This is a genomic window from Nocardioides sp. T2.26MG-1 (assembly GCF_950101795.1).
In the GTDB taxonomy this organism is placed as follows: domain Bacteria; phylum Actinomycetota; class Actinomycetes; order Propionibacteriales; family Nocardioidaceae; genus Nocardioides.
The window spans coordinates 502,852-522,691 of record NZ_CATNLZ010000032.1 but is presented as its reverse complement, the minus strand read 5'-3'; the positions used below and the strand labels follow the sequence as shown (position 1 = coordinate 522,691).

Below are 19,840 nucleotides of genomic sequence, written 5' to 3'. Positions count from 1 at the left end.
CCATGTTGAGTCGGGGCTTCTGAGCGTTGAGTCGGGACTTACGTGACCACAACTCCCGACTCGACCGTCACAACTCCCGACTCGACCGTCAGAAGTCCCGACTCGACCTAGTAGGTGAACTGGGCGACCTGACCACGGAGGTCCGAGGACATCCGGGCCAGCTCGGCGATCGCCTGCTTCGTCTGGCCGACCACCTCGTTGGTCGTCGCCGCCACGGCCGCCACGCTCGTGATGCTCGTGGCGATGTCGGCAGAGCCGGAGGCTGCCTCCGCGACGTTGCGGGCCATCTCATTGGTGGTCGCGGTCTGCTCCTCGACCGCCGAGGCGATCGTGGCCTGGGTGTCGTTGATCTGGGCGATGATCTCGGAGATCTCGGTGATCGCCGTGACGGCGGCCTGCGTCTCGGTCTGGATCGCCTCGATCCGGCCGCTGACCTCGCCGGTCGCGCGTGCGGTCTCCTGCGCGAGCTCCTTGACCTCGTTGGCGACCACGGCGAAGCCCTTGCCGGCCTCACCGGCGCGGGCGGCCTCAATGGTGGCGTTGAGCGCGAGCAGGTTGGTCTGCTCGGCGATCGAGTTGATCACGGCGATGACCTTCCCGATGTCTGCCGAGGAGTTGCCGAGCCGGGTGACCGTGTCCGACGTGGTGTGGGCGGCGTCGACGGCGCGGGCGGCCACCTGGGAGGCGGAGGCGGCGTTCTGCGCGATCTCGCGGATAGAGGCCGACATCTGCTCGGTGCCGGTGGCGACGGTCTGGACGTTGTCGGTGACGTGCTCGGCCGCGCCGGAGACGACGTCCGCCTGGGCGGAGGTCTCCATCGACGTCGACGCGATCTGCTCGGAGGTCGCCGACAGTTCCTCGGCTGCCCCCGCGACCGCCTCCGAGGTCGCCACCACGTGCGCGATCGTCTGCCGAAGCTCCGCCTGGGCCTTGCCCAGTGCGGCCGCCATCTGCCCGAGCTCGTCGCTCGAGGCCACGTCGGCGTCGACGGTGAGGTCGTTGTGGGCCATCGCCTCGAGGGACTGCTGCACGGCGCGCAACGGCCGGCGGATCGCGTTGGCAAGGAGGACGCCTCCGGTCAGCGCGGCGACGAGCCCTACCGCCAGGATCACCAGCATGCGCGTGATCGCGGACCCGGCCTCCGCGTCGGCCGAGGAGGCGACGCTCGCGAGGTGGGCCACGACCTCGTCGTTGACCTCGACGAGGTTGTCCACCATCTCACCGCCGATGGTGCCGGCCTCGCCCCGGGCGGCCACCCAGCCCGCCAGGTCGCCCGACTGCGCCGCCCGCACCATCTTGTCGTGCACGACCGCGCGGTAGGCCTCGAGGGAGGTGCTGAAATCGCCGAAGCGATCGGGCAGGGAGCCGGTCTCGGCCTGATAGTCGTGGGCGAACGACGCGAGCGCGTCGTCGAGGCCGGTCTCGGCGTCGTCGAGCGCGGCGACCCGCTCGGGCAGGTCGGGCGAACCGGTGAAGCCGCCAATCACCGAGGCGTTGTTGCGCACCGACCAGAGGGCGTCCTTCAGCGTGGCGAGCGAGGTGTTGAGTGCGGCCTGCGAAGTCGCCATGTCGTTCGTCGTGTGGCGCGCCGAGGTCATCGCGGACAGCGCGGAGGCGCCGAGGACGAGGCTGACCAGGGTGGCGAGGCCGACCAGCGCCATGATCTTGGTCCGCAGTGAGCGGTTCGCGAACCATGCCGTACGCCGCTTGCTCGCGACCACGCCGCCATCGCCGGTGCCTGCCATGCCCATCACGCTCCCTCGCCCGCGGTTCGCTGAGAAGAGCCGGCGGGCGTCCGGCTCTCGCGGTTGCCATTCGGCGGGCACACGGTGGTCTGTAGGGAAAAGACGCGGCGGCCCACAGCCCGGTCCGGTCCGCGCACCTCTAGGGTCAGGGCGTGGCCCATGTCCGAGTGCCTGCGAACCGGATCGAGCGCTGGATCGCGAACTTCGCCGGCCGGCACGGCGACACCCCCCTCCGGGTCGACGGCGATGGGCTCTGCGGGCGGGCCGCGGACGGGTCGACGTTCGTGGCCAGGCTCCCGTTCGAGACGGGGTACGACGGCCCTGCCGAGGCGGCCCGGTTCGCGGCGGCGGTGACGGCTCCGGCGGACTGGGGCGTGCTGCTCGTGCGCAAGGGCGGGTTCGCGGTCGCCCGACTGGCCGGCCCGCGGACGACCGAGAGCAAGGTCGGGCAGCGCCACGTGCAGGGCCGCACCAAGGCGGGTGGGCAGAGTCAGCAGCGCTTCGCCCGGCGGCGGGACAACCAGGCCCGCCAGGCCTACGAGGCGGCCGCCGACCACGCGGCACGGATCCTGGAGGGACTGCGTGGCCCCGTCGTGGCAGGGGGCGACCACGCCGCGGTGGAGGAGGTGCTCACCGACCCCCGCCTGCGCGGGCTGCGCGTCGTGGGCCCCTGGCTCGCCGTACCCGACCCCCGGCGCGCGGTCCTCGAGGAGGCCGTCCGGGAGGCGTGCTCCGTCCAGGTCGAGGTCGTCAACGCCTGACCCGGCTCGATCCGCCGACGCTCAGAGATCCAGCTCCTTGAGCCGCTGGGCCCAGCGGTCGTTGATCGACCCGAGCTCGGCGAGCAGGAAGCTGATGAACTCCTCCGAGAGGCGGAGCCGCCGGTAGGCCGGGTCGTCGGGGGCGAGCTCCTCGATCGCTCGGCGCAGCGCGGCCTGCATCGGGGCGTAGATCTGGTCGGCATGGAGCATCGCGTCGTGCCAGGCGTCGTCGTCGACCACGAAGATGTCCCGTCGCGAGCCGCGCTCACGCTCACGGCGCACCATGCCGACACTGTCGAGGTAGCGAACGCCGCCCGAGACCGCCGCGGGGGACACGCCCAGGCATGCCGCGATCTCAGCGGCGGTCATCCGGCCGTCATCGTCGATGAGGAGTGCGGCGAAGATCCGGGCGGGGAGCCGGATCATCCCCGCGGAGGTCAGTGCCCCGCCCATGCGCTCCACGAAGCGGTGGCGCTGATCGTCGGTCGACATGCCGGCATATTACATGATTCATAAACAACTGAATATGGTGTACGGTCGACGTCGTGACCGAGAACGTGATCGAGATCCGGGAGTTGGTCAAGCGGTTCGGGAGTCTGCGCGCACTCGACGGCCTCGACCTCACGGTCGAGCGGGGGACGGTGCACGGCTTCCTCGGCCCCAACGGCGCCGGCAAGTCCACGACGATCCGGGTGCTGCTCGGGCTGCTGCGCAAGGACGGCGGCGAGGCGCGGCTGCTCGGTGGCGACCCGTGGCACCAGTCCGCGGAGCTGCACGCCCGGCTCGCGTACGTGCCGGGCGACGTCAACCTCTGGCCCAACCTGACCGGGGGAGAGGTGATCGACCTGCTCGGCCGGCTCCGCGGCGGGCTCGACGAACGACGCCGCGCGAACCTGCTCGAGCGCTTCGACCTCGACCCCACCAAGAAGGGCCGCAGCTACTCCAAGGGCAACCGACAGAAGGTCGCCCTGGTCGCGGCCCTGGCGTCCGATGTCGAGCTGCTGCTGCTCGACGAGCCCACCTCCGGCCTGGACCCGTTGATGGAGGCGGTGTTCCGCGACTGCATCGACGACTTCCGCAGCGAGGGCCACTCGGTGCTGCTCTCGAGTCACATCCTGGCCGAGGTCGAGCACCTCTGCGACCGGGTGAGCATCATCCGGTCGGGCCGCTGCGTGGAGTCCGGCACCCTGGCCGAGCTGCGGCACCTGACCCGGACGTCGATCACCGCCGACCTGGCGACCGTACCCGCCGGCATCGCCGATCTGCCTGGCGTCCACGACGTCGACATCGACAACCACCGGGTGCACCTCGAGGTCGACACCACCGAGCTGGACGCGGTGCTCGACCTCCTGCAGACCGGTGGCGTGCGCACGCTGGAGAGCCAGCCACCCACGCTCGAGGACCTGTTCCTGCGCCACTACGGCGACCAGGTCGCCGCGCCCGCTCCCACGGAGGAGGACGTACGCCGATGACGGGCACGCTGGTCCTCCTGCGTGCGTTCCTGCGCCGCGACCGGTGGATGTTCGTCTGGTGGCCGATCGGGATCGCGCTCCTCTACGTCAGCCAGGGGTGGAGTGTCGACGGGCTCTACCAGACCCAGGCGGAGTTCGACAAGGCCGCCGCCGACATGGAGGGCAACGCCGCCCTGATCGCGATGGCCGGGCCCGCGCGGGCGCTGAACACCACCGGCGGACAGGTCACCTGGCAGGCCGCCGCGTTCGGCGCGATCCTGGTCGGGCTGATGAGCATGTTCCTGGTCGGCCGGCACACGCGCGCCGACGAGGAGTCCGGACGCGACGAGCTGCTGCGGGCCGCGCCCGTGGGCCGGTACGCCCCGCAGACGGCCGCGGTCCTCGACGCCGCACTCGCCAACCTCGTGGTCGGTCTCCTGACCGCCGGGACCCTGGCGGCGTACGGCCTGGCGGTCGCGGACTCCCTGGGCCTGGGCCTCGGCGTGATGTTCTGCGGTTGGTTCTTCTCGGGCGTCGCCCTGCTCGCGGCCCAGCTGACGACCAGCACGCGCGCGGCGTACGGCCTCGCGGGCGCGGTGATCGGAGTCGCGTACGCGCTGCGCGCCTTCGGTGACATCAGCGCCGCCGCGCTGAGCTGGCTCTCGCCGATCGGGTGGTACCAGGCGATGCACCCCTTCTCCGGTCTGCGGTGGTGGCCGGCCCTGCTGCTGCTCGCCGGCGCGGGCGCGCTGATAGCGGGGGCGTACGCCGTCTTCGACCGCCGCGACTACGGCGCTGGGGTGCTCCCGGCCAGGCCCGGTCCGGACCGGGCCGCGCCCTCCCTGGGCACGGGTCTCGGGCTGGCCTGGCGGCTCCAGCGGCCCGCGGTGCTGTCCTGGGCCTTCGGGCTGCTCCTCGGCGGACTCGCCTTCGGGAGCATGGGCAGCGACGTGGAGGACCTCGTCGGCGACTCCCAGACGTCGCGGGACCTGGTCGCCCAGGGCGGCGCCGACCTCGTCGACGGGTTCTACGCGACGATGATGCTGATGCTCGCGCTGGTGGCGGCGGGGTTCGCGATCTCCTCGGCGCTCCGCGCTCGCGGGGAGGAGGACGCCGGGCGCGTGGAGACACTGCTCGCAACGGCACTGCGCCGCAGGACCTGGCTCGGCGGGCACGTCGTGGTCACGGTGGCCGGCACGCTCCTGGTCATGGGCGCGGCCGGAGTCGGGCTCGGCGTCAGCTATGCGCTCGTGACCGGCGACGGGGGAGCGGTGGTGCGGTTGACGTGGCAGCTGCTGTCGTTCACTCCCGGGGTGCTGGTGCTCAGCGGCTTCGCCCGGCTGCTCCACGGGGTGCTGCCCCGCGCGACGCTGCTGGCCTGGCTGGCGCTGCTGCTCGCGTACGTCGTGCTGCTGTTCGGCGAGCTGCTCCAGCTGCCGCAGTGGCTGCAGGACGTCTCGCCCTTCGAGCACCTCGCGTTCGTCCCGGTCGAGGACTTCCGGTGGGCGCCGTTCGTCGCCGTGACGGCCGTGGCCGCGGTCCTGAGTGTCGCGGGCCAGATCGCCTTCCAGCGGCGCGACGTGCACTAGCGTCGGAGCCATGTGGCAGCCCGAAGCCGGGTGGCTCGCGCTCCCGGGTGGCTCGAGCGCCTCGACGATAGGCGTGTGGCGGACCGTGCTCGGCGACCAGCCCGTGGTCGTCAAGCGGCTCGCGGCACCCGCCGAGCACGACCCCGCTGAGCTGAGCGACCCGCGGCACTTCGCCTACTGGCGGCGGGCGGCCGACGTGGTCACCGCCGGCCTGGTCACCGCGACGCCGGGCCTGCGCTCACCCGCGCTCGCGGCCGTCGAGGAGGACGTCGAGGGCATCACGATCACCGAGGAGTGGGTCGAGGACGCCGCGCTCAGCGGGCTGTTCGTGGCACATGCCCTCGGCCGGTTCGCCGGCGCCCAGCTCACGCCGACCCCGTGGCTCGCGCGCAACCAGCTGCGCGACCGGATGGCCCGCGTCGAGCACCGCGGCGGCTGGAAGACCCTGGAGCGGACGACGGTCGCCGACGTGGCCGTGCACCTCTGGGAGCGGCGCCACGAGCTGCTGGCCGCCGCCGACGCGCTGGTGCAGGTGCCCATGCACGGGGACGCGGTACCGGCGAACCTGCCGGGCCGCGAGGGCGACGACGTCGTCGCGATCGACTGGTCCACGCTCGGCACGGGTCCCGTGGGCGCCGACCTCGGCTACTACGCGCTCGCCGCCCGTGAGGATCTCGAGCCCCTGCTCGACGCCTACCTGATGGGCCTGCCCGACGGTCTGGCCACCCGTGACGAGGTCACGCTCGGCGCCCGCGTCAGCGCCGTCTACACCGTGCTCAACCGCGCGGAGTGGGCGCTGGCCCGGGTCGCCGGCGGCGAGGGCGCCCTCGCCGGCAAGTTCCGGCACCCCTCGGTCGCCCCGCACCTGCGCGCCCTCCAGCGGCAGTTCGCGCACATCGAGGCGCTGGTCGAGCGGTAGGGCTGCTCAGAGGGCGCCGGGGGCGAACGTGTCGCAGGCGGCCAGGTCGCCCTTGGTGTAGCCGGTCTTGAACCAGGCGACCCGCTCCTGGGACGAGCCGTGGGTCCACTGCTCGGGGTTGACCCGGCCGCCGCTGCGCTCCTGGATCCGGTCGTCGCCGACCGCCGTGGCGGCCTCGATCGCCTGCTGGATGTCCTGATCGGTGACCGAGGCGAACAGGACCTCGCCGGACGCGTCCTCGGTGCTCGTCGCCGCCTTGGTCCACATGCCGGCGTAGCAGTCGGCCTGGAGCTCCAGGCGCACCGAGTCGCTCTTCGGACCCTGCTGGGTCTTCACCTTGCCCATCGTGCCGAGGACGTTCTGGATGTGGTGGCCGTACTCGTGCGCGAGCACGTAGGGCTCCACGAACCCGCCGTCGGGCCCGCCGAGCTGGCGCTCGAGCACGTCGTCGAAGAACGTCGTGTCGAGGTAGATCGTCTCATCGACCGGGCAGTAGAACGGCCCCACGTCGGAGGAGGCCTGGCCGCAGCCGGTGCTGGTCGCCCCGGTGAACGTGTCGACCTCCTTCTCGGCGCGGAACTTCGAGCCGAGCTCGTCGCCCCAGAAGTCGTAGAGGGAGTTCTCGACCGCGACCCGGGCGCAGTCGGCGCTCTTGTTGGCGTCCTCGCCGGTCTTGCAGGAGGCGTACCGCTGCGTGTCGGCCATCCGGCTGCCGTCGAGGCCCCCGTTGGCGGCACCGTCGCCCGTGCACTGGGTGAGCACGACGTAGAGCACGATCACGATGATGCCGACCACCCCGCCGCCGCTGGCCACGCCTCCGGGGATCGGCATCCCACCGCCCCCGCCCCCGCTGCCGAGGCCGCCGCCACGTCCGCCCCCGCTCCCGCGGCCGCGGTCGCGGACCCGGCTGGTGTCGAGCCGGGCCTTGGGGTTGAAGCGCATGGGTCCTCCTGGCGTCGCCGATGTCTGAGTGGACGGTACCCACATCTAGGATCGAGTCCTCATGATCTGCACCCCACGAAACCGCGAGGTTCCTCCGCTCGGCTCCTCCACCTCACGCTTCCGCGGGGACCCCGCATGATCGTCGCCCACCACCTGGAAGTCCGGGCCGGCGCACGCCTGCTCATGGAGAACGTCAGCTTCCGGGTCGCCGCCGGCGACAAGGTCGGGCTGGTCGGCCGCAACGGCGCCGGCAAGACCACGCTCACCAAGATCCTCGCGGGCGAGGCCCTGCCCGCTGCCGGGACCGTGCAGGCGACCGGTGAGGTCGGCTACCTGCCCCAGGACCCCCGCATCGGCAACCCGGACGTGCTCGCCCGCGACCGGATCCTCTCCGCGCGCAGCCTCGACGAGGTCGTACGCCGGCTCCGCCAGGCCGAGGCCGACATGGGCAGTGACGACGCGGCCGTCCGCGACAAGGCGATGCGCCGCTACGAGCGTGCGGACGCCGAGCTCCACGCCGGTGGCGGCTACGCGGCCGAGTCGGAGGCGGCGCAGATCGCGCACAACCTCGGCCTCGACGAGCGAGTGCTGCACCAGCCGCTCAAGACCCTCTCCGGCGGACAGCGCCGCCGGGTCGAGCTGGCCCGGATCCTGTTCTCCGGTGCTGAGACCCTGCTGCTGGACGAGCCGACCAACCACCTCGACGCCGACTCGATCGTCTGGCTGCGCGACTTCCTCAAGGCCCACCGGGGCGGCCTGATCGTGATCAGCCACGACACCGGCCTGCTCGAGGCGACGGTCAACAAGGTGCTGCACCTCGACGCCAACCGCGCCGAGATCGATGTCTACAACATGGGCTGGAAGGCCTACCTGACCCAGCGAGAGACCGACGAGAAGCGCCGCAAGCGCGAGCGGATGAACGCCGAGAACAAGGCCAAGACGCTGACCGACCAGGCCAACAAGATGCGGGCCAAGGCCACCAAGGCGCAGGCGGCACAATCGATGCTCAAGCGCGCCGAGAAGCTGCTGGCCGGGGTCGAGGGCGAGCGTCAGTCGGACAAGGTGGCGCGGATCAAGTTCCCCGCCCCTGCGCCGTGCGGCAAGACGCCGCTCACCGCCGCCGAGCTGTCGAAGTCGTACGGGTCGCTGGAGGTGTTCACCGACGTCGACCTCGCGATCGACAAGGGCTCGCGGGTCGTGATCCTCGGGCTCAACGGCGCCGGCAAGACCACCCTCCTGCGGATCCTGGCCGGGGTGGACCAGCCCGACACCGGCGCCGTCGTGCCCGGGCACGGCCTCAAGATCGGCTACTACGCCCAGGAGCACGAGACGCTCGACGTCGACCGGACCGTGCTGGAGAACATGCAGAGCGCGGCGCCGCAGCTGACCGACACCGAGGCGCGGTCGGTGCTCGGCTCGTTCCTGTTCTCCGGCGAGGACGCGCACAAGCCCGCGCGGGTGCTCTCGGGTGGAGAGAAGACCCGGCTGGCGCTCGCCGCGCTGGTCGTCTCGAGCGCCAACGTGCTGCTCCTCGACGAGCCGACCAACAACCTCGACCCCGCCTCGCGGGAGGAGGTGCTCGCCGCGATCCGCACCTACGAGGGCGCGATCGTGCTGGTCACCCACGACGAGGGCGCGGTGCTGGCCCTGGAGCCGGACCGGGTGCTGATCCTCCCCGACGGCGTCGAGGACCTCTGGAACGAGGAGTACGCCGACCTGGTGTCGCTCGCCTGACGGGCTGTCCGCGGCCGCCTCTAGAGTCAGCCCATGGCCCTCACGGTGGATCTGGAGACCGGTCGTACGGCGTTCGTCGAGTCGGTGCACGAGTTCGTCGCCGCCGTGGACGACCTCGACGAGTGGTCGCTGCTCGGTGCGTCGCGCTGCCACGGATGGACCAGGCTCGAGGTCCTCGTGCACGTCGTCGCCGGATGGCAGGAGATGCTCGGCGGCCTCGTGTCGCCCGTCGACGGCCCATCCACCGTCGACGCCGCGTCGTACTGGCCGGCCTTCGACGAGCAGGATGCGGGTGACCCGCTCCTCGAGCTCCTGGCGCAGCGACGCCGCACGACGGCGTACGCGCGACCCGACTCGGCCCGCGAGCAGATGCACGACGTCGCCGAGGCCGTGGTGCGCGGTGCCACCGGCTGCGCCGACGGGCACCACCTGTGGCAGCGTCACGTGTTCACGGCCGGCGACTTCCTGGCCGTCTGGGCGGTCGAGGACGTCATCCACCAGCTCGACCTGCTCGGCGAGCGGCCGCCCGCGCCGCGTGCGCTGGCCCTGGCCCGCGCGACCCTGACCGAGCTCGACGGAGCCTCCCTCGCCGACCGGCTGGAGGGCGCGGACTGACCCGACACTAGGGTGCGCAGCATGGATGCTGACACCCTGCTCGCTGCCGGCCTGACGTACGACGTCGAGGGTGCGGTCGCGACCATCACCCTGCACCGGCCCGAGGTCCGCAACGCGCAGACGCCGACCATGTGGCGGGCTCTGGCCGACCTCGGCGCTCAGATCCCGGACGACGTGCGGGTGGTCGTGGTCCGGGGATCGGGGCAGTCGTTCTCGGCGGGCCTCGACCGGTCGATGCTCGACCCGACGAACGCGTCGGGGGAGGAGTCGGTGGCCGGGCTGCTGGCGCTCTCCGACGCCGAGGTCTCGGCGACGATCGACGCCTACCAGCAGGGGTTCACGTTCCTGCGCGACCCGCGGTTCGTCTCGGTCGCCGCGGTCCAGGGCTACGCGATCGGCGCCGGGTTCCAGCTGGCGCTCTCCTGCGACCTGCGGGTGCTCGCCGACGACGCCCAGCTGTGCATGAAGGAGTCCGCGCTCGGCCTGGTCCCCGACCTGACGGGAACAAAGCCGCTGGTCGAGTGCGTTGGCTACGCGAGAGCGCTGGAGATCTGCGCGACCGCCCGGATGGTCGGGGCCGACGAGGCCGTGGGCATCGGGCTCGCGCTGACCGCCGTACCCGCCGACGAGCTGGACGCGACCGTCGCCGACCTCGTCGGCGCGCTCACGGCCCCGCTGGCCGGCGCGGTCACCGAGACCAAGGCGCTGCTCCAGGGGGCGGCGGACCGTAGCCTCGACGAGCAGCGGCGCCTCGAGCGCGAGGCGCAGACCCGGAGGTTCCGGGAGCTGGCGGCACTGATGGGGGCCGGGCAGCAATAGGAGCAACAGGAGGCAGACGTGTCGGGAATGCACGGCGGTGGCGCCGCCTGGCGGCTGCTGAGATCGGACCGCAGCGTGGTCCACAACCGCATCGAGCGCGGGACCGTCCGCCGGGTGCTCGGGTTCGCGCGCCCCCACCGCCGGCTGATCGCGGTCTTCCTGGTGCTGACCGTCATCGACGCCGGCATGGTCGTCGTGACCCCGCTGCTCGCCAAGCACATCATCGACGACGGCATCAGGGGCGGCGACCACGGGCTCATCACGCTGCTGGCGCTCGCCATGGCGGCGACCGCTCTCGTCAGCGCGGTGCTGGCCGTGGGTGAGGGCTGGCTCTCCTCGCGCATCGGTGAGGGCCTGATCTACGACCTGCGCACCAAGGTGTTCGGCCACGTCCAGCGCCAGTCGCTGGCGTTCTTCACCCGCACCCAGACCGGTGCCCTGGTCTCCCGTCTCAACAACGACGTGATCGGCGCCCAGCGCGCCTTCACCTCCACCCTGTCCACCACCGTGGCGAGCACCATCTCGGTGATCGTGGTCGGCATCACGATGCTGGCGCTGAGCTGGCAGGTGACCGTGCTCTGCCTGGCGATCTTCCCGCTGCTGGTGCTCGTGTCGCGCTGGGTGAGCGCCCGGCTCGCCGGACTGACCCGCGACCAGATGGACGGCAACGCCGACATGGGCAACGCGATGACCGAGCGCTTCAACGTCGGCGGCGCGATGCTGCTCAAGCTCTTCGGGCGCCGCAGCGACGAGGACGCGCTGTTCGCGTCCAAGGCCGCTCGGGTGCGCGATCTCGGCGTGCGGATCTCGCTGCTCACCCGGGTCTTCGGGGCCACGATGATGGCGGTCCCGGCGCTGGCGACCGCGCTCGTCTACGGTGTCGGCGGGCACTTGGCCGTCGACAAGACCCTCACCGTCGGCACCGTCATCGCGCTCGCGACCCTCCTGCTGCGACTGCTGGGGCCGCTGCAGAGCCTGTCCAACGTGCGCATCGACGTGATGACCGCGCTGGTCAGCTTCGAACGGGTCTTCGAGGTCCTCGACCTGCCGTCGCTGATCCAGGAGCGGCCCGACGCGGTCGTCCTGCCCCGCACCGCGGCCCGGCTGGAGTTCGACCACGTGGCCTTCGCCTACCCACGCGCCGACGAGATCTCGCTGGCGTCGCTCGAGGTCGTCGCCCGCACCGAGTCACGCGACTCGGGGCCGGTCCTCACCGACATCACCTTCACCGCCGAGCCCGGGCAGATGGTGGCCCTGGTCGGCCCCTCCGGTGCCGGGAAGACGACGATCACCCACCTGGTCGCCCGGCTCTACGACGTCGGCGCCGGAGCCGTGCGCGTCGGCGGGCACGACGTACGCGACGTCACCCTGCAGTCCCTGGAGGACGTCGTCGGCTACGTCACCCAGGACGCCCACATGTTCCACGACACGATCCGCGCCAACCTGCTCTACGCCCGGCCCGGCGCGAGCGACCCCGAGGTGTGGGCCGCGCTCGAGGCCGCCCAGATCGCCGCCCTGATCAGGTCGCTCCCCGACGGCCTCGACACCGTCGTGGGCGACCGCGGCTACCGGCTCTCCGGCGGTGAGCGCCAGCGGCTGGCGATCGGCCGGCTGCTCCTCAAGGCGCCCGCGATCGTGGTGCTCGACGAGGCGACCGCCCACCTCGACAGCGAGTCGGAGGCGGCCGTCCAGCGGGCCCTCGACGCGGCGCTCGAGGGGCGCACCTCGCTGGTCATCGCGCACCGCCTCTCGACCGTCCGCAACGCCGACCAGATCCTCGTGCTCGACGAGGGCCGGATCGTCCAGTCCGGCACGCACGCCGAGCTGCTGGCCAGCGGCGGGCTCTACGCCGACCTCTACCGCACCCAGTTCATCGAGGACCAGCCGCCCGCGCCCGTCTGACCCGCCCCTTACGCTCGCCGCATGGACCTCGACCTCGCCGACCGCGTCTACCTCGTCACGGGCGGGGCCCGAGGGCTGGGCCGCGCGACCGCGGACGTGCTGATCGCCGAGGGCGCCCGGGTCGTCCTGTCGAGCCGCACGCGCGACACGGTGGAGCGCGCGGTCGCCGACCTCGGCGACCGGGCCCAGGGGATCGTCGGCGACAACGCCGACCCGGACACGCCCGGCCGGTTGATCGCGGCCGCGCGGCAGCGCTGGGGGCGGGTCGACGGCGCGCTGATCAGCGTCGGCGGTCCGCCGAAGGGCGCGGTCACCGAGGTCACCGACGACGAGTGGACAGCGGCCTTCGCGTCGGTCTTCCTGGGCGCGGTGCGGCTGGCCCGGGAGGTCGCCGCGGTGCTGCCGCCGGGAGGCTCGATCGCGTTCGTGCTGTCCTCGAGCGTGCGGGCGCCGCTGGCCGATCTCGCGATCTCGAACGGTCTGCGTCCCGGGCTGGCGATGGTGGCGAAGACGCTGGCCGACGAGCTCGGCCCCCGCGGCATCCGGGTGAACGGCCTGCTGCCGGGGCGGGTCGGCACCGAGCGGGTGGCCGAGCTGGACGCGGCGTCCGGCGATCCCGAGGCCGCCCGGGTCGCGGCCGTCGCGACGATCCCGCTGCGCCGCTACGGCGTGCCGGAGGAGTTCGGCCGGGTGGCGGCGTTCCTGCTCTCCCCGGCCGCGTCGTTCGTCTCGGGATCGATGCTGCCGGTCGACGGCGGCATGCTCCGCGCGCTCTGATCCTGCTGCCGGGCCCGTTGCCGGCGCTCCGCCTCCCAGGCCCTCTCGTACGCCGCGCGCACGGCCTGCTTGCGCGCGGTCCTCGCTGCCCGGCGCTGCGAGCGGTCGGCGCCGGCGCTGACCTGCGCAGGCTGCTCGCCGCGCTGGCGGCTGCGCCATTCGTCGAAGGCCAGGTAGCAGAAGCCGAACGCCGCGAGGACTCCGAAGAACCACCACTGCAGCCCGTAGAAGAAGTGGGGACCGTTGTTCAGCTCGGGCAGCTCGACCGGCTCGAGCCCGGTGGCCGGCCGCCCGTCCTCGGTCTTCAGCTCGACGAAGCCGCCGTACACGGTGCGCCCGAGCTCCTCACCGATCCGCTCGCTGGAGATCGCTCGGGTCGAGTGGTCGTCGACCGCTGTGCTGTCGCCCTCGGCGTCGCTGCGCACCCAGCCCTGGACCGTCACCTCGCCGTCGGGTGGGGGAGGGACGTCCTCGGGCCCGGCCCCCTTGTTGTCGGCGGCGGTCCAGCCCCGGTCGACCAGCAGCGCGGTGCCGTCGCCCGTCACGAGCGGCACCACGACGTCGATGCCCGAGGCACCGTCACGCGTCCGGTACCGCACGATCACGGTGTCAGCGGTGTCATAGGTGCCGGTCGCCGTGACCACCCGCCACTCGTCGTCCTCGGCGACCGCGCGGCCCGGCGCGAGAACCTCGTCGACCGGCGCGGGAGGCCGGTCCTCGTTGGTGCGGACCACCGCGTTGCGGTCCTTGCGGTCGGCGAGCCGGTGGAACTGCCACTCGCCCAGCCACCAGGCGGCGGAGCACAGGATGACCACCACGAGCGCGAACAGCAGCCACCGCCGACTGAGCAGGAACCGCAACGACCGCACTCACCGAGGCTATCCGGCAGACCCCATCTGCTTAGACTGCAGGGGTGCCGCACACGAGACCGCTCTCGGACCGCTACGGGCGGGTCGCCACCGACCTGCGCGTCTCGCTGACCGACCGGTGCAACCTCCGCTGCTCCTACTGCATGCCGGCCGAGGGGCTGGACTGGCTGCCCGACGACTCGGTGCTCACCGATGACGAGGTCGTGCGACTGATCCGGATCGGGGTGGAGCTGCTCGGCATCCGCGAGGTCCGCTTCACCGGCGGCGAGCCGCTGGTGCGCCGCGGACTGGTCGACATCGTGCGGCGTACCCACGAGATCGACCCGACCGTGGAGACCTCGCTGACCACCAACGCGCTCGGCCTGGCTCGGGTCGCGGGCGCCCTCGCCGAGGCCGGCCTCGACCGGGTCAACGTCAGCCTGGACAGCATCCGGCGCGAGACCTTCCACGCCATCACCCGGCGCGACCGCCTGCACGACGTGCTCGAGGGGCTCGCCGCGGCGCGTGCCGCCGGTCTCGGGCCGGTGAAGGTGAACGCGGTGCTGATGCGCGGCCAGAACGACCACGAGGCAGCCGAGCTGCTGCGCTGGGCGATCGCCGAGGGCTACCAGCTGCGGTTCATCGAGCAGATGCCGCTGGACGCGCAGCACGTGTGGAACCGCGAGCAGATGGTGACCGCCGACGAGATCTTCGAACACCTCGAGCGCGAGTTCGACCTCGTCCCGGCCGCGGAGCCGCGCGGGAGCGCTCCGGCCGAGCTGTTCACCGTCGACGGCGGCCCCGCGACCGTGGGTGTGATCGCGTCGGTCACCCGGCCGTTCTGCGGCGACTGCGACCGGGTGCGGCTCACGGCCGACGGCCAGGTGCGCAACTGCCTGTTCGCGCGCGAGGAGTCCGACCTGCGCACGGCTCTGCGCGCCGGCGCCTCCGACGAGGTGATCGCCGAGCGCTGGGTGGTCGCCATGCGCGGCAAGCGCGCAGGTCACGGGATCGACGACCCGACGTTCCTCCAGCCCGACCGTCCGATGTCAGCCATCGGGGGCTGACCGGCTCGTCAGACGTGCGGGACGACGTCCTTGAGGAACGCCCGCTTGCCGAGGAAGTCGATGAGCTGCTGACGGTGGTCGTCGCAGGAGAGCCACACCTTCCGCCGGTCCGGCGTGTGCAGCTTGGGGTTGTTCCAGAGCAGCTGCCAGGTCGCCGGGGCCTGGCAGCCCCTGGCCGAACAGGTCGCCTCCGCCTCGGTCTGGTCGTCGAGCGGGCCGGGCTGCGGATCGGTCACGGTGCTCCTCCAGCACATGAGAACGGTGCCGGACAGCCACGGGGGAAGCCGTCCGGCACCGCTGCCAACCGAGACGGGGGAGACTCGGCTTGCGTTGGTGATTCTGTCACGGGAGACGCGGTTCTCAAAGCACGTCGGGCCGGGTGACCTCGTCGGATTCGGTCGCCGGACCGAGCTCGTTGCCGCCGTACTCGTTGTCGAGGAGGTCCAACCCGTCGGAACGCGAAGCGGTCGCGTTGGCCATCACCACCGCGACGTAGGGCAGCAGGACCGCGGCCGCCACGAGCACCCAGCGCGGCCATCCGGGGCCGACCGCGATCGCGGCGACGAAGCAGACGGTCCGGATCGCCATCGAGAACACGTAACGCCGTTGGCGCGCGGAGATCTCCTCGTCGCGGCTGGTCGCCGCGGTCGTGATGCGGACGGCCTCCTCGCGGCGGCGGCGCAGGTCCCGGGCCATGGTTGCCAGCCTACGTCGGTAGGCTCGGCCTCCCACGTCCGCACCCTGGAGGCACCCATGACCAACCGCACCTACCGCGTCTCCGAGATCGTCGGCACCTCGCCCGACGGCATCGACGAGGCCATCCGCAACGGCATCGAGCGGGCCGGACGCACCCTGCGCCACCTCGACTGGTTCGAGGTCACCCAGGTCCGGGGCCAGGTCAAGGACGGCGTCGTCGAGCACTTCCAGGTCGGCCTCAAGGTGGGCTTCCGGCTGGAGGACGACTGACGGACGCGTGGCGCGAGACCGGTTCGGTATACCGATCAGTAGTCGCTAGCGTCACCTGACGTGAATCAGACCCACGAGACCAGGTCGGTGCTGGTCACCGGCGGCAACCGCGGAATCGGGCGCGCGATCGCCGAGGCCTACGTCGCCAACGGAGATCGCGTGGCGGTCACGACCCGCAGCGGTGGCGCCCCCGAGGGTGCGCTGGACGTGCGCTGCGACATCACCGACCCCGCCCAGGTCGAGGCGGCCTTCGCCCAGATCGAGGAGGCGAACGGACCGGTCGAGGTGCTCGTCGCCAACGCCGGCGTCACCGCCGACACATTGCTGCTGCGGATGAGCGAGGACGACTGGTCGTCGGTCATCGACACCAACCTCACCGCGTCCTTCCGGCTGGCCAAGCGCGCGTCGAAGGGCATGCTGCGGCTGCGCCGTGGCCGGATCGTGTTCATCTCCTCGGTGGTCGGCCTGCTCGGCTCCGCAGGCCAGGTCAACTACGCCGCCTCCAAGGCCGGACTGGTCGGCATGGCGCGGTCGATCGCCCGCGAGCTGGGCTCCAGATCGATCACCGCCAACGTGGTGGCCCCCGGGTTCGTGGAGACCGACATGACCGCTGTGCTCAGCGACGACCAGAAGGCGGCGATCAAGGCGCAGGTGCCGCTGGGGCGCTACGGCACGCCGCAGGAGATCGCGGATACGGTGCTGTGGCTGACCGGCGACGGCGCGGCGTACGTCACCGGGGCGGTCATCCCGGTCGACGGTGGACTCGGAATGGGGCACTGAACGATGGGCATTCTCGACGGTAAGCGGATCCTGGTCGCCGGGGTGACGATGGACACCTCCATCGGCTTCGCGACCGCGAAGGTCGCCCAGGAGCAGGGCGCGACCGTGCTCATCTCCAACTTCGGCCGCGCCCTCGGCATCACCCGGCGGATCGCGAAGCGGCTGCCGGTCGAGCCGGCGGTGCTCGAGCTCGACGTCACCGACGACGAGCACCTCGCGCGCCTGCCCGACCTGGTCCGTGAGCACGTCGACGGCCTCGACGGCGTCGTCCACTCGATCGCCTACGGCAACCCCGAGACGCTGCTCGGCGGCAAGTTCCTCAGCGGCCCGTGGCCGGACGTGGCGCAGGCGGTGCAGGTCTCTGCCTACTCCCTGAAGTCGCTGGCCGAGGCGTGCCGCCCGCTGATGGGCGAGGGCGGCTCCGTGGTCGGGCTGACCTTCGACGCGACGGTCGCGTGGCCGGCCTACGACTGGATGGGCGTGGCGAAGGCGGCGCTGGAGTCGTGCTCGCGCTACCTCGCCCGCGACCTCGGCCGCCAGGGCATCCGGGTCAACCTCGTGTCGGCCGGGCCGCTGAAGACGCTCGCCGCCAAGGCGATCCCCGGCTACGAGGCGCTCGACCAGATGTGGGGCGAGCGCGCGCCGCTCGGCTGGGACAACTCCGACCAGGAGCCCACTGCCAAGGCCGTGTGCGCGCTGCTGTCGGACTTCTTCCCCGCCACCACGGGGGAGATCGTCCACGTCGACGGCGGCTTCCACGCGATGGGCGGCTGACCGGTGACCGCGACCCGGTCTGCCCGGGAGCGGAAGGCCGCGAGCGAGGCCGGCGCCCTGTCGGCGGTCAAGATCGACCTCGACGGCGACCAGCGGTTCCTCTACAAGATCGGCTGCACCTCGTGCGTCGTCCGTGACGGACGGGCCTGGTCGACCTACCGCCCAGGAGAGGACAACGGCTACCTCGCGGCGATGGACCGGTGGACCTTCCACCTCACCGAGAAGCATCCCGGGGAGACCGCGCCGTGCCTGGCCTACCTGCCCGCGGCCCAGCAGCGGCTCCAGGAGCGGCGCGACGCCCTGCGCGGCTGACACGCGGCCCCGGGGCATGACAGCCGGTCGTCCGGCTGCGAGAGTTGGACCGTGCAGTTCGAGTCCTCCTCCCGTGCCATCGCCCTGCTGCGCCACACCAAGGCGGAGCAGCACGGGCCCACCGACTTCGACCGACCGCTGGCCGATCGAGGGCACCGCGACGCCGCCGCGGTCGGATCATGGCTGGCCGCGGAGGGATTCGAGCCCGACCACGCGATCGTGTCGGCGGCGCTGCGCACGCTCGAGACCTGGGCGAGTGTGGCCGGCGCCGCGGACTGGGACCTCGACCCCGAGCTCGACCGTGGTCTCTACGCCGCCGGGCCGGACACCGCGCTGGACCTGGTGCGCGAGGTCGGCGACGACGTACGCCGCCTCCTCGTGATCGGGCACAACCCCACGATCGCGGTCCTCGCGCAGCTGCTCGACGACGGCGACGGCGACCCGGACCTCGCCGAGGAGATGCTGGCCGGCTACCCGACCGGCGCGGTCGCGGTGTTCGAGCACGACGGTTCCTGGGCCGACCTGGCCGAGGGCACGGCGCGACTGGTCGGCTTCCACGTCGGGCGGGGCTGACGCCCCGCGGTCAGACCGGGGGAGACGGGGTGACGAAGCCGGCCTCGGCGTCCGCCGCCTCGATCTCCTCGCGTGAGATGCCCAGCAGGTAGAGGATCGCGTCGAGGTAGGGCACGTTGACGGCGGTGTCGGCGGCGTCGCGGACCAGGGGCTTGGCGTTGTAGGCGATGCCGAGCCCGGCGGCGTTGAGCATGTCGAGGTCGTTGGCGCCGTCCCCGATCGCGATGACCGCGGCCCCGGCCACCCCGGCAGCCGCGGCGAACTCGCGAAGGGCGGCGGCCTTGCCCGCTCTGTCGACGACCGGGCCGACGATGCGCCCGGTCAGCCGGCCGTCGACGATCTCGAGCTCGTTGGCCCGGGCGTAGTCGATCTCGAGGTCGGCGGCGAGCCGGTCGGTGATCTGGCTGAAGCCGCCGGAGACGATCGCGAAGTGGTAGCCCAGACGCCGCAGGGTGCGCACCATCGTCCGCGCGCCGGGCGCCAGCAGGATCGCGTCGTACACCTCGTCGAGCGCGCTCGCAGGCACGCCCTCGAGCAGGGCGACCCGGGAGCGCAGGGACTCCTCGAAGTCGATCTCACCACGCATCGCGGACTCCGTCACGGCGGCGACCTCCGCCTCGCAGCCGGCGTGCGCGGCGAGCATCTCGATCACCTCGCCCTGGATCAGGGTCGAGTCGACATCCATGACGATCAGCCGCGAGCCGCGGCGGAGCAGCGTGGCGGGCTGGACGGCGATGTCGACGCCCTGGCGCACCGCCTCGGCGGCGAGCGCCGTGCGCAGGGCCGCCGTCTCGACACCGGAGACGTGCAGGTCGATGGCGGTGACCGGGTAGCGGGCCATCCGCTCGATGCGGTCGATGTTGGCGCCCAGGTCGGCGATCCGACCGGCGACGGCCCCCATGGCGGCTGCACGGAGCGGGGAGCCGAGGATCGTCACGTGCGAGCGTCCGCCGCGGCGAGCCTTGTTGTCGCCCACGCCGCGCTCGATGTCGACGCTCATGCCCAGGGCCGACGCGGTCTCCTCGACCGCCTCGGTCACGCGGCGCACCTGGTGGGGGGCGGTGACCAGCACGCCCAAGATCAGCCGGCCACGCAGCACGATCTGCTCGATGTCGAGGACCTCGACCCCGGCGCCGGAGAGGGTGCCGAACACTGACGAGGTCACGCCCGGGCGGTCCTTGCCGGTCAGCGTGATGAGCAGGGTCTCCGGCTTGCGCCCGGCGTGAACGTCAGTCATCTCAGTGGTCGAGGCTATCGCGCCGGCTC

Annotated in this window: 22 protein-coding genes; 15 read left to right on the top strand and 7 right to left on the bottom strand. The window is 72.2% G+C overall.

Annotation, left to right across the window (positions count from 1 at the left end; genetic code table 11):
* Positions 1-107: 107 nt before the first annotated feature.
* A complete protein-coding gene (locus tag QQZ14_RS17590) occupies positions 108-1,745 on the bottom strand; it encodes a methyl-accepting chemotaxis protein (RefSeq protein ID WP_284535684.1) in 1,638 nt (545 codons plus the stop codon).
* A 152-nt stretch (positions 1,746-1,897) separates the two neighbouring features.
* On the opposite strand from QQZ14_RS17590, the gene QQZ14_RS17585 reads away from it, so the two are divergent.
* Positions 1,898-2,506, top strand: a complete 609-nt coding sequence (locus QQZ14_RS17585; protein WP_284535683.1) for an acVLRF1 family peptidyl-tRNA hydrolase — start codon at positions 1,898-1,900, stop codon at positions 2,504-2,506.
* A gap of 21 nt (positions 2,507-2,527) precedes the next feature.
* Here QQZ14_RS17585 and QQZ14_RS17580 read toward each other — a convergent pair whose 3' ends face one another.
* Entirely contained in the window at positions 2,528-2,998 is a 471-nt protein-coding gene (locus QQZ14_RS17580; RefSeq protein ID WP_284535682.1) for a GbsR/MarR family transcriptional regulator, read from the bottom strand.
* A 53-nt stretch (positions 2,999-3,051) separates the two neighbouring features.
* Between QQZ14_RS17580 and QQZ14_RS17575 the strand changes: the two genes are divergently transcribed.
* Genes QQZ14_RS17575 through QQZ14_RS17565 form a run of 3 tightly spaced genes read left to right on the top strand, consistent with a single transcriptional unit; the run spans position 3,052 to position 6,465 of the window.
* Positions 3,052-3,978, top strand: a complete 927-nt coding sequence (locus tag QQZ14_RS17575) for an ABC transporter ATP-binding protein (RefSeq protein WP_284535681.1) — start codon at positions 3,052-3,054, stop codon at positions 3,976-3,978.
* A complete protein-coding gene (locus tag QQZ14_RS17570; protein WP_284535680.1) occupies positions 3,975-5,546 on the top strand; it encodes an ABC transporter permease in 1,572 nt (523 codons plus the stop codon). Before QQZ14_RS17575 ends, QQZ14_RS17570 begins: the two co-directional genes overlap by 4 nt.
* A gap of 10 nt (positions 5,547-5,556) precedes the next feature.
* Positions 5,557-6,465 (top strand): phosphotransferase, encoded by a 909-nt coding sequence (locus QQZ14_RS17565; RefSeq protein ID WP_284535679.1) that lies wholly within the window; start codon positions 5,557-5,559, stop codon positions 6,463-6,465.
* Positions 6,466-6,471: 6 nt separating this feature from the next.
* Here QQZ14_RS17565 and ypfJ read toward each other — a convergent pair whose 3' ends face one another.
* On the bottom strand, positions 6,472-7,407 hold the full coding sequence (ypfJ, locus tag QQZ14_RS17560) for a KPN_02809 family neutral zinc metallopeptidase (protein WP_284535678.1): 936 nt from the start codon (positions 7,405-7,407) through the stop codon (positions 6,472-6,474).
* A gap of 135 nt (positions 7,408-7,542) precedes the next feature.
* On the opposite strand from ypfJ, the gene QQZ14_RS17555 reads away from it, so the two are divergent.
* The 5 genes from QQZ14_RS17555 to QQZ14_RS17535 are packed head-to-tail and all read left to right on the top strand — an operon-like array spanning position 7,543 to position 13,254.
* Positions 7,543-9,141, top strand: a complete 1,599-nt coding sequence (locus QQZ14_RS17555; protein WP_284535677.1) for an ABC-F family ATP-binding cassette domain-containing protein — start codon at positions 7,543-7,545, stop codon at positions 9,139-9,141.
* A gap of 33 nt (positions 9,142-9,174) precedes the next feature.
* Positions 9,175-9,756, top strand: coding sequence for a maleylpyruvate isomerase N-terminal domain-containing protein (locus QQZ14_RS17550; protein ID WP_284535676.1), 582 nt, complete (start codon positions 9,175-9,177; stop codon positions 9,754-9,756).
* A gap of 21 nt (positions 9,757-9,777) precedes the next feature.
* Positions 9,778-10,575, top strand: coding sequence for an enoyl-CoA hydratase/isomerase family protein (locus QQZ14_RS17545; RefSeq protein ID WP_284535675.1), 798 nt, complete (start codon positions 9,778-9,780; stop codon positions 10,573-10,575).
* Between the two features lie 27 nt (positions 10,576-10,602).
* A complete protein-coding gene (locus QQZ14_RS17540) occupies positions 10,603-12,477 on the top strand; it encodes an ABC transporter ATP-binding protein (RefSeq protein ID WP_284535787.1) in 1,875 nt (624 codons plus the stop codon).
* A 21-nt stretch (positions 12,478-12,498) separates the two neighbouring features.
* Positions 12,499-13,254 carry an SDR family oxidoreductase gene (locus tag QQZ14_RS17535; protein WP_284535674.1) on the top strand — a complete coding sequence of 252 codons (756 nt, stop codon included), beginning with the start codon at positions 12,499-12,501 and terminating at the stop codon, positions 13,252-13,254.
* Here QQZ14_RS17535 and QQZ14_RS17530 read toward each other — a convergent pair.
* Positions 13,140-14,123: an SURF1 family cytochrome oxidase biogenesis protein gene (locus QQZ14_RS17530; protein ID WP_284535673.1), complete on the bottom strand. Its 984-nt coding sequence runs from the start codon at positions 14,121-14,123 to the stop codon at positions 13,140-13,142. The genes QQZ14_RS17535 and QQZ14_RS17530 overlap by 115 nt on opposite strands.
* 44 nt (positions 14,124-14,167) lie before the next feature.
* On the opposite strand from QQZ14_RS17530, the gene moaA reads away from it, so the two are divergent.
* Positions 14,168-15,169: a GTP 3',8-cyclase MoaA gene (moaA, locus tag QQZ14_RS17525; RefSeq protein ID WP_284535672.1), complete on the top strand. Its 1,002-nt coding sequence runs from the start codon at positions 14,168-14,170 to the stop codon at positions 15,167-15,169.
* Positions 15,170-15,177: 8 nt separating this feature from the next.
* Here the strand turns inward: moaA and QQZ14_RS17520 are convergent, their stop codons facing one another.
* Complete coding sequence (locus QQZ14_RS17520) at positions 15,178-15,405, bottom strand: acetone carboxylase (RefSeq protein WP_284535671.1); 228 nt, start codon at positions 15,403-15,405, stop codon at positions 15,178-15,180.
* Between the two features lie 124 nt (positions 15,406-15,529).
* On the bottom strand, positions 15,530-15,865 hold the full coding sequence (locus tag QQZ14_RS17515; RefSeq protein ID WP_284535670.1) for a DUF3099 domain-containing protein: 336 nt from the start codon (positions 15,863-15,865) through the stop codon (positions 15,530-15,532).
* A gap of 57 nt (positions 15,866-15,922) precedes the next feature.
* Between QQZ14_RS17515 and QQZ14_RS17510 the strand changes: the two genes are divergently transcribed.
* Genes QQZ14_RS17510 through QQZ14_RS17490 form a run of 5 tightly spaced genes read left to right on the top strand, consistent with a single transcriptional unit; the run spans position 15,923 to position 18,574 of the window.
* Positions 15,923-16,135, top strand: coding sequence for a dodecin (locus QQZ14_RS17510; RefSeq protein WP_284535669.1), 213 nt, complete (start codon positions 15,923-15,925; stop codon positions 16,133-16,135).
* 60 nt (positions 16,136-16,195) lie between these two features.
* Entirely contained in the window at positions 16,196-16,915 is a 720-nt protein-coding gene (gene fabG / locus QQZ14_RS17505) for a 3-oxoacyl-ACP reductase FabG (protein WP_284535668.1), read from the top strand.
* Positions 16,916-16,918: 3 nt separating this feature from the next.
* Positions 16,919-17,689 carry an enoyl-ACP reductase FabI gene (gene fabI, locus QQZ14_RS17500; protein ID WP_284535667.1) on the top strand — a complete coding sequence of 257 codons (771 nt, stop codon included), beginning with the start codon at positions 16,919-16,921 and terminating at the stop codon, positions 17,687-17,689.
* A 3-nt stretch (positions 17,690-17,692) separates the two neighbouring features.
* Positions 17,693-18,001 carry a hypothetical protein gene (locus QQZ14_RS17495; RefSeq protein ID WP_284535666.1) on the top strand — a complete coding sequence of 103 codons (309 nt, stop codon included), beginning with the start codon at positions 17,693-17,695 and terminating at the stop codon, positions 17,999-18,001.
* A gap of 51 nt (positions 18,002-18,052) precedes the next feature.
* On the top strand, positions 18,053-18,574 hold the full coding sequence (locus QQZ14_RS17490; protein WP_284535665.1) for a SixA phosphatase family protein: 522 nt from the start codon (positions 18,053-18,055) through the stop codon (positions 18,572-18,574).
* A 10-nt stretch (positions 18,575-18,584) separates the two neighbouring features.
* Here the strand turns inward: QQZ14_RS17490 and serB are convergent, their stop codons facing one another.
* Positions 18,585-19,811 (bottom strand): phosphoserine phosphatase SerB, encoded by a 1,227-nt coding sequence (serB, locus tag QQZ14_RS17485; RefSeq protein ID WP_284535664.1) that lies wholly within the window; start codon positions 19,809-19,811, stop codon positions 18,585-18,587.
* Between the last annotated feature and the right edge of the window lie 29 nt (positions 19,812-19,840).

Excerpts from the sequence above, each read along its gene's own strand:
- serB (WP_284535664.1), bottom strand. The coding sequence starts at position 19,811 with ATGACTGACGTTCACGCCGGGCGCAAGCCGGAGACCCTGCTCATCACG.
- QQZ14_RS17545 (WP_284535675.1), top strand. The coding sequence starts at position 9,778 with ATGGATGCTGACACCCTGCTCGCTGCCGGCCTGACGTACGACGTCGAG.
- QQZ14_RS17555 (WP_284535677.1), top strand. The coding sequence starts at position 7,543 with ATGATCGTCGCCCACCACCTGGAAGTCCGGGCCGGCGCACGCCTGCTC.
- QQZ14_RS17510 (WP_284535669.1), top strand. The coding sequence starts at position 15,923 with ATGACCAACCGCACCTACCGCGTCTCCGAGATCGTCGGCACCTCGCCC.
- QQZ14_RS17535 (WP_284535674.1), top strand. The coding sequence starts at position 12,499 with ATGGACCTCGACCTCGCCGACCGCGTCTACCTCGTCACGGGCGGGGCC.
- ypfJ (WP_284535678.1), bottom strand. The coding sequence starts at position 7,407 with ATGCGCTTCAACCCCAAGGCCCGGCTCGACACCAGCCGGGTCCGCGAC.
- QQZ14_RS17515 (WP_284535670.1), bottom strand. The coding sequence starts at position 15,865 with ATGGCCCGGGACCTGCGCCGCCGCCGCGAGGAGGCCGTCCGCATCACG.
- QQZ14_RS17590 (WP_284535684.1), bottom strand. The coding sequence starts at position 1,745 with ATGGCAGGCACCGGCGATGGCGGCGTGGTCGCGAGCAAGCGGCGTACG.
- fabI (WP_284535667.1), top strand. The coding sequence starts at position 16,919 with ATGGGCATTCTCGACGGTAAGCGGATCCTGGTCGCCGGGGTGACGATG.
- QQZ14_RS17540 (WP_284535787.1), top strand. The coding sequence starts at position 10,603 with ATGCACGGCGGTGGCGCCGCCTGGCGGCTGCTGAGATCGGACCGCAGC.
- QQZ14_RS17565 (WP_284535679.1), top strand. The coding sequence starts at position 5,557 with ATGTGGCAGCCCGAAGCCGGGTGGCTCGCGCTCCCGGGTGGCTCGAGC.
- QQZ14_RS17550 (WP_284535676.1), top strand. The coding sequence starts at position 9,175 with ATGGCCCTCACGGTGGATCTGGAGACCGGTCGTACGGCGTTCGTCGAG.
- QQZ14_RS17580 (WP_284535682.1), bottom strand. The coding sequence starts at position 2,998 with ATGTCGACCGACGATCAGCGCCACCGCTTCGTGGAGCGCATGGGCGGG.
- QQZ14_RS17570 (WP_284535680.1), top strand. The coding sequence starts at position 3,975 with ATGACGGGCACGCTGGTCCTCCTGCGTGCGTTCCTGCGCCGCGACCGG.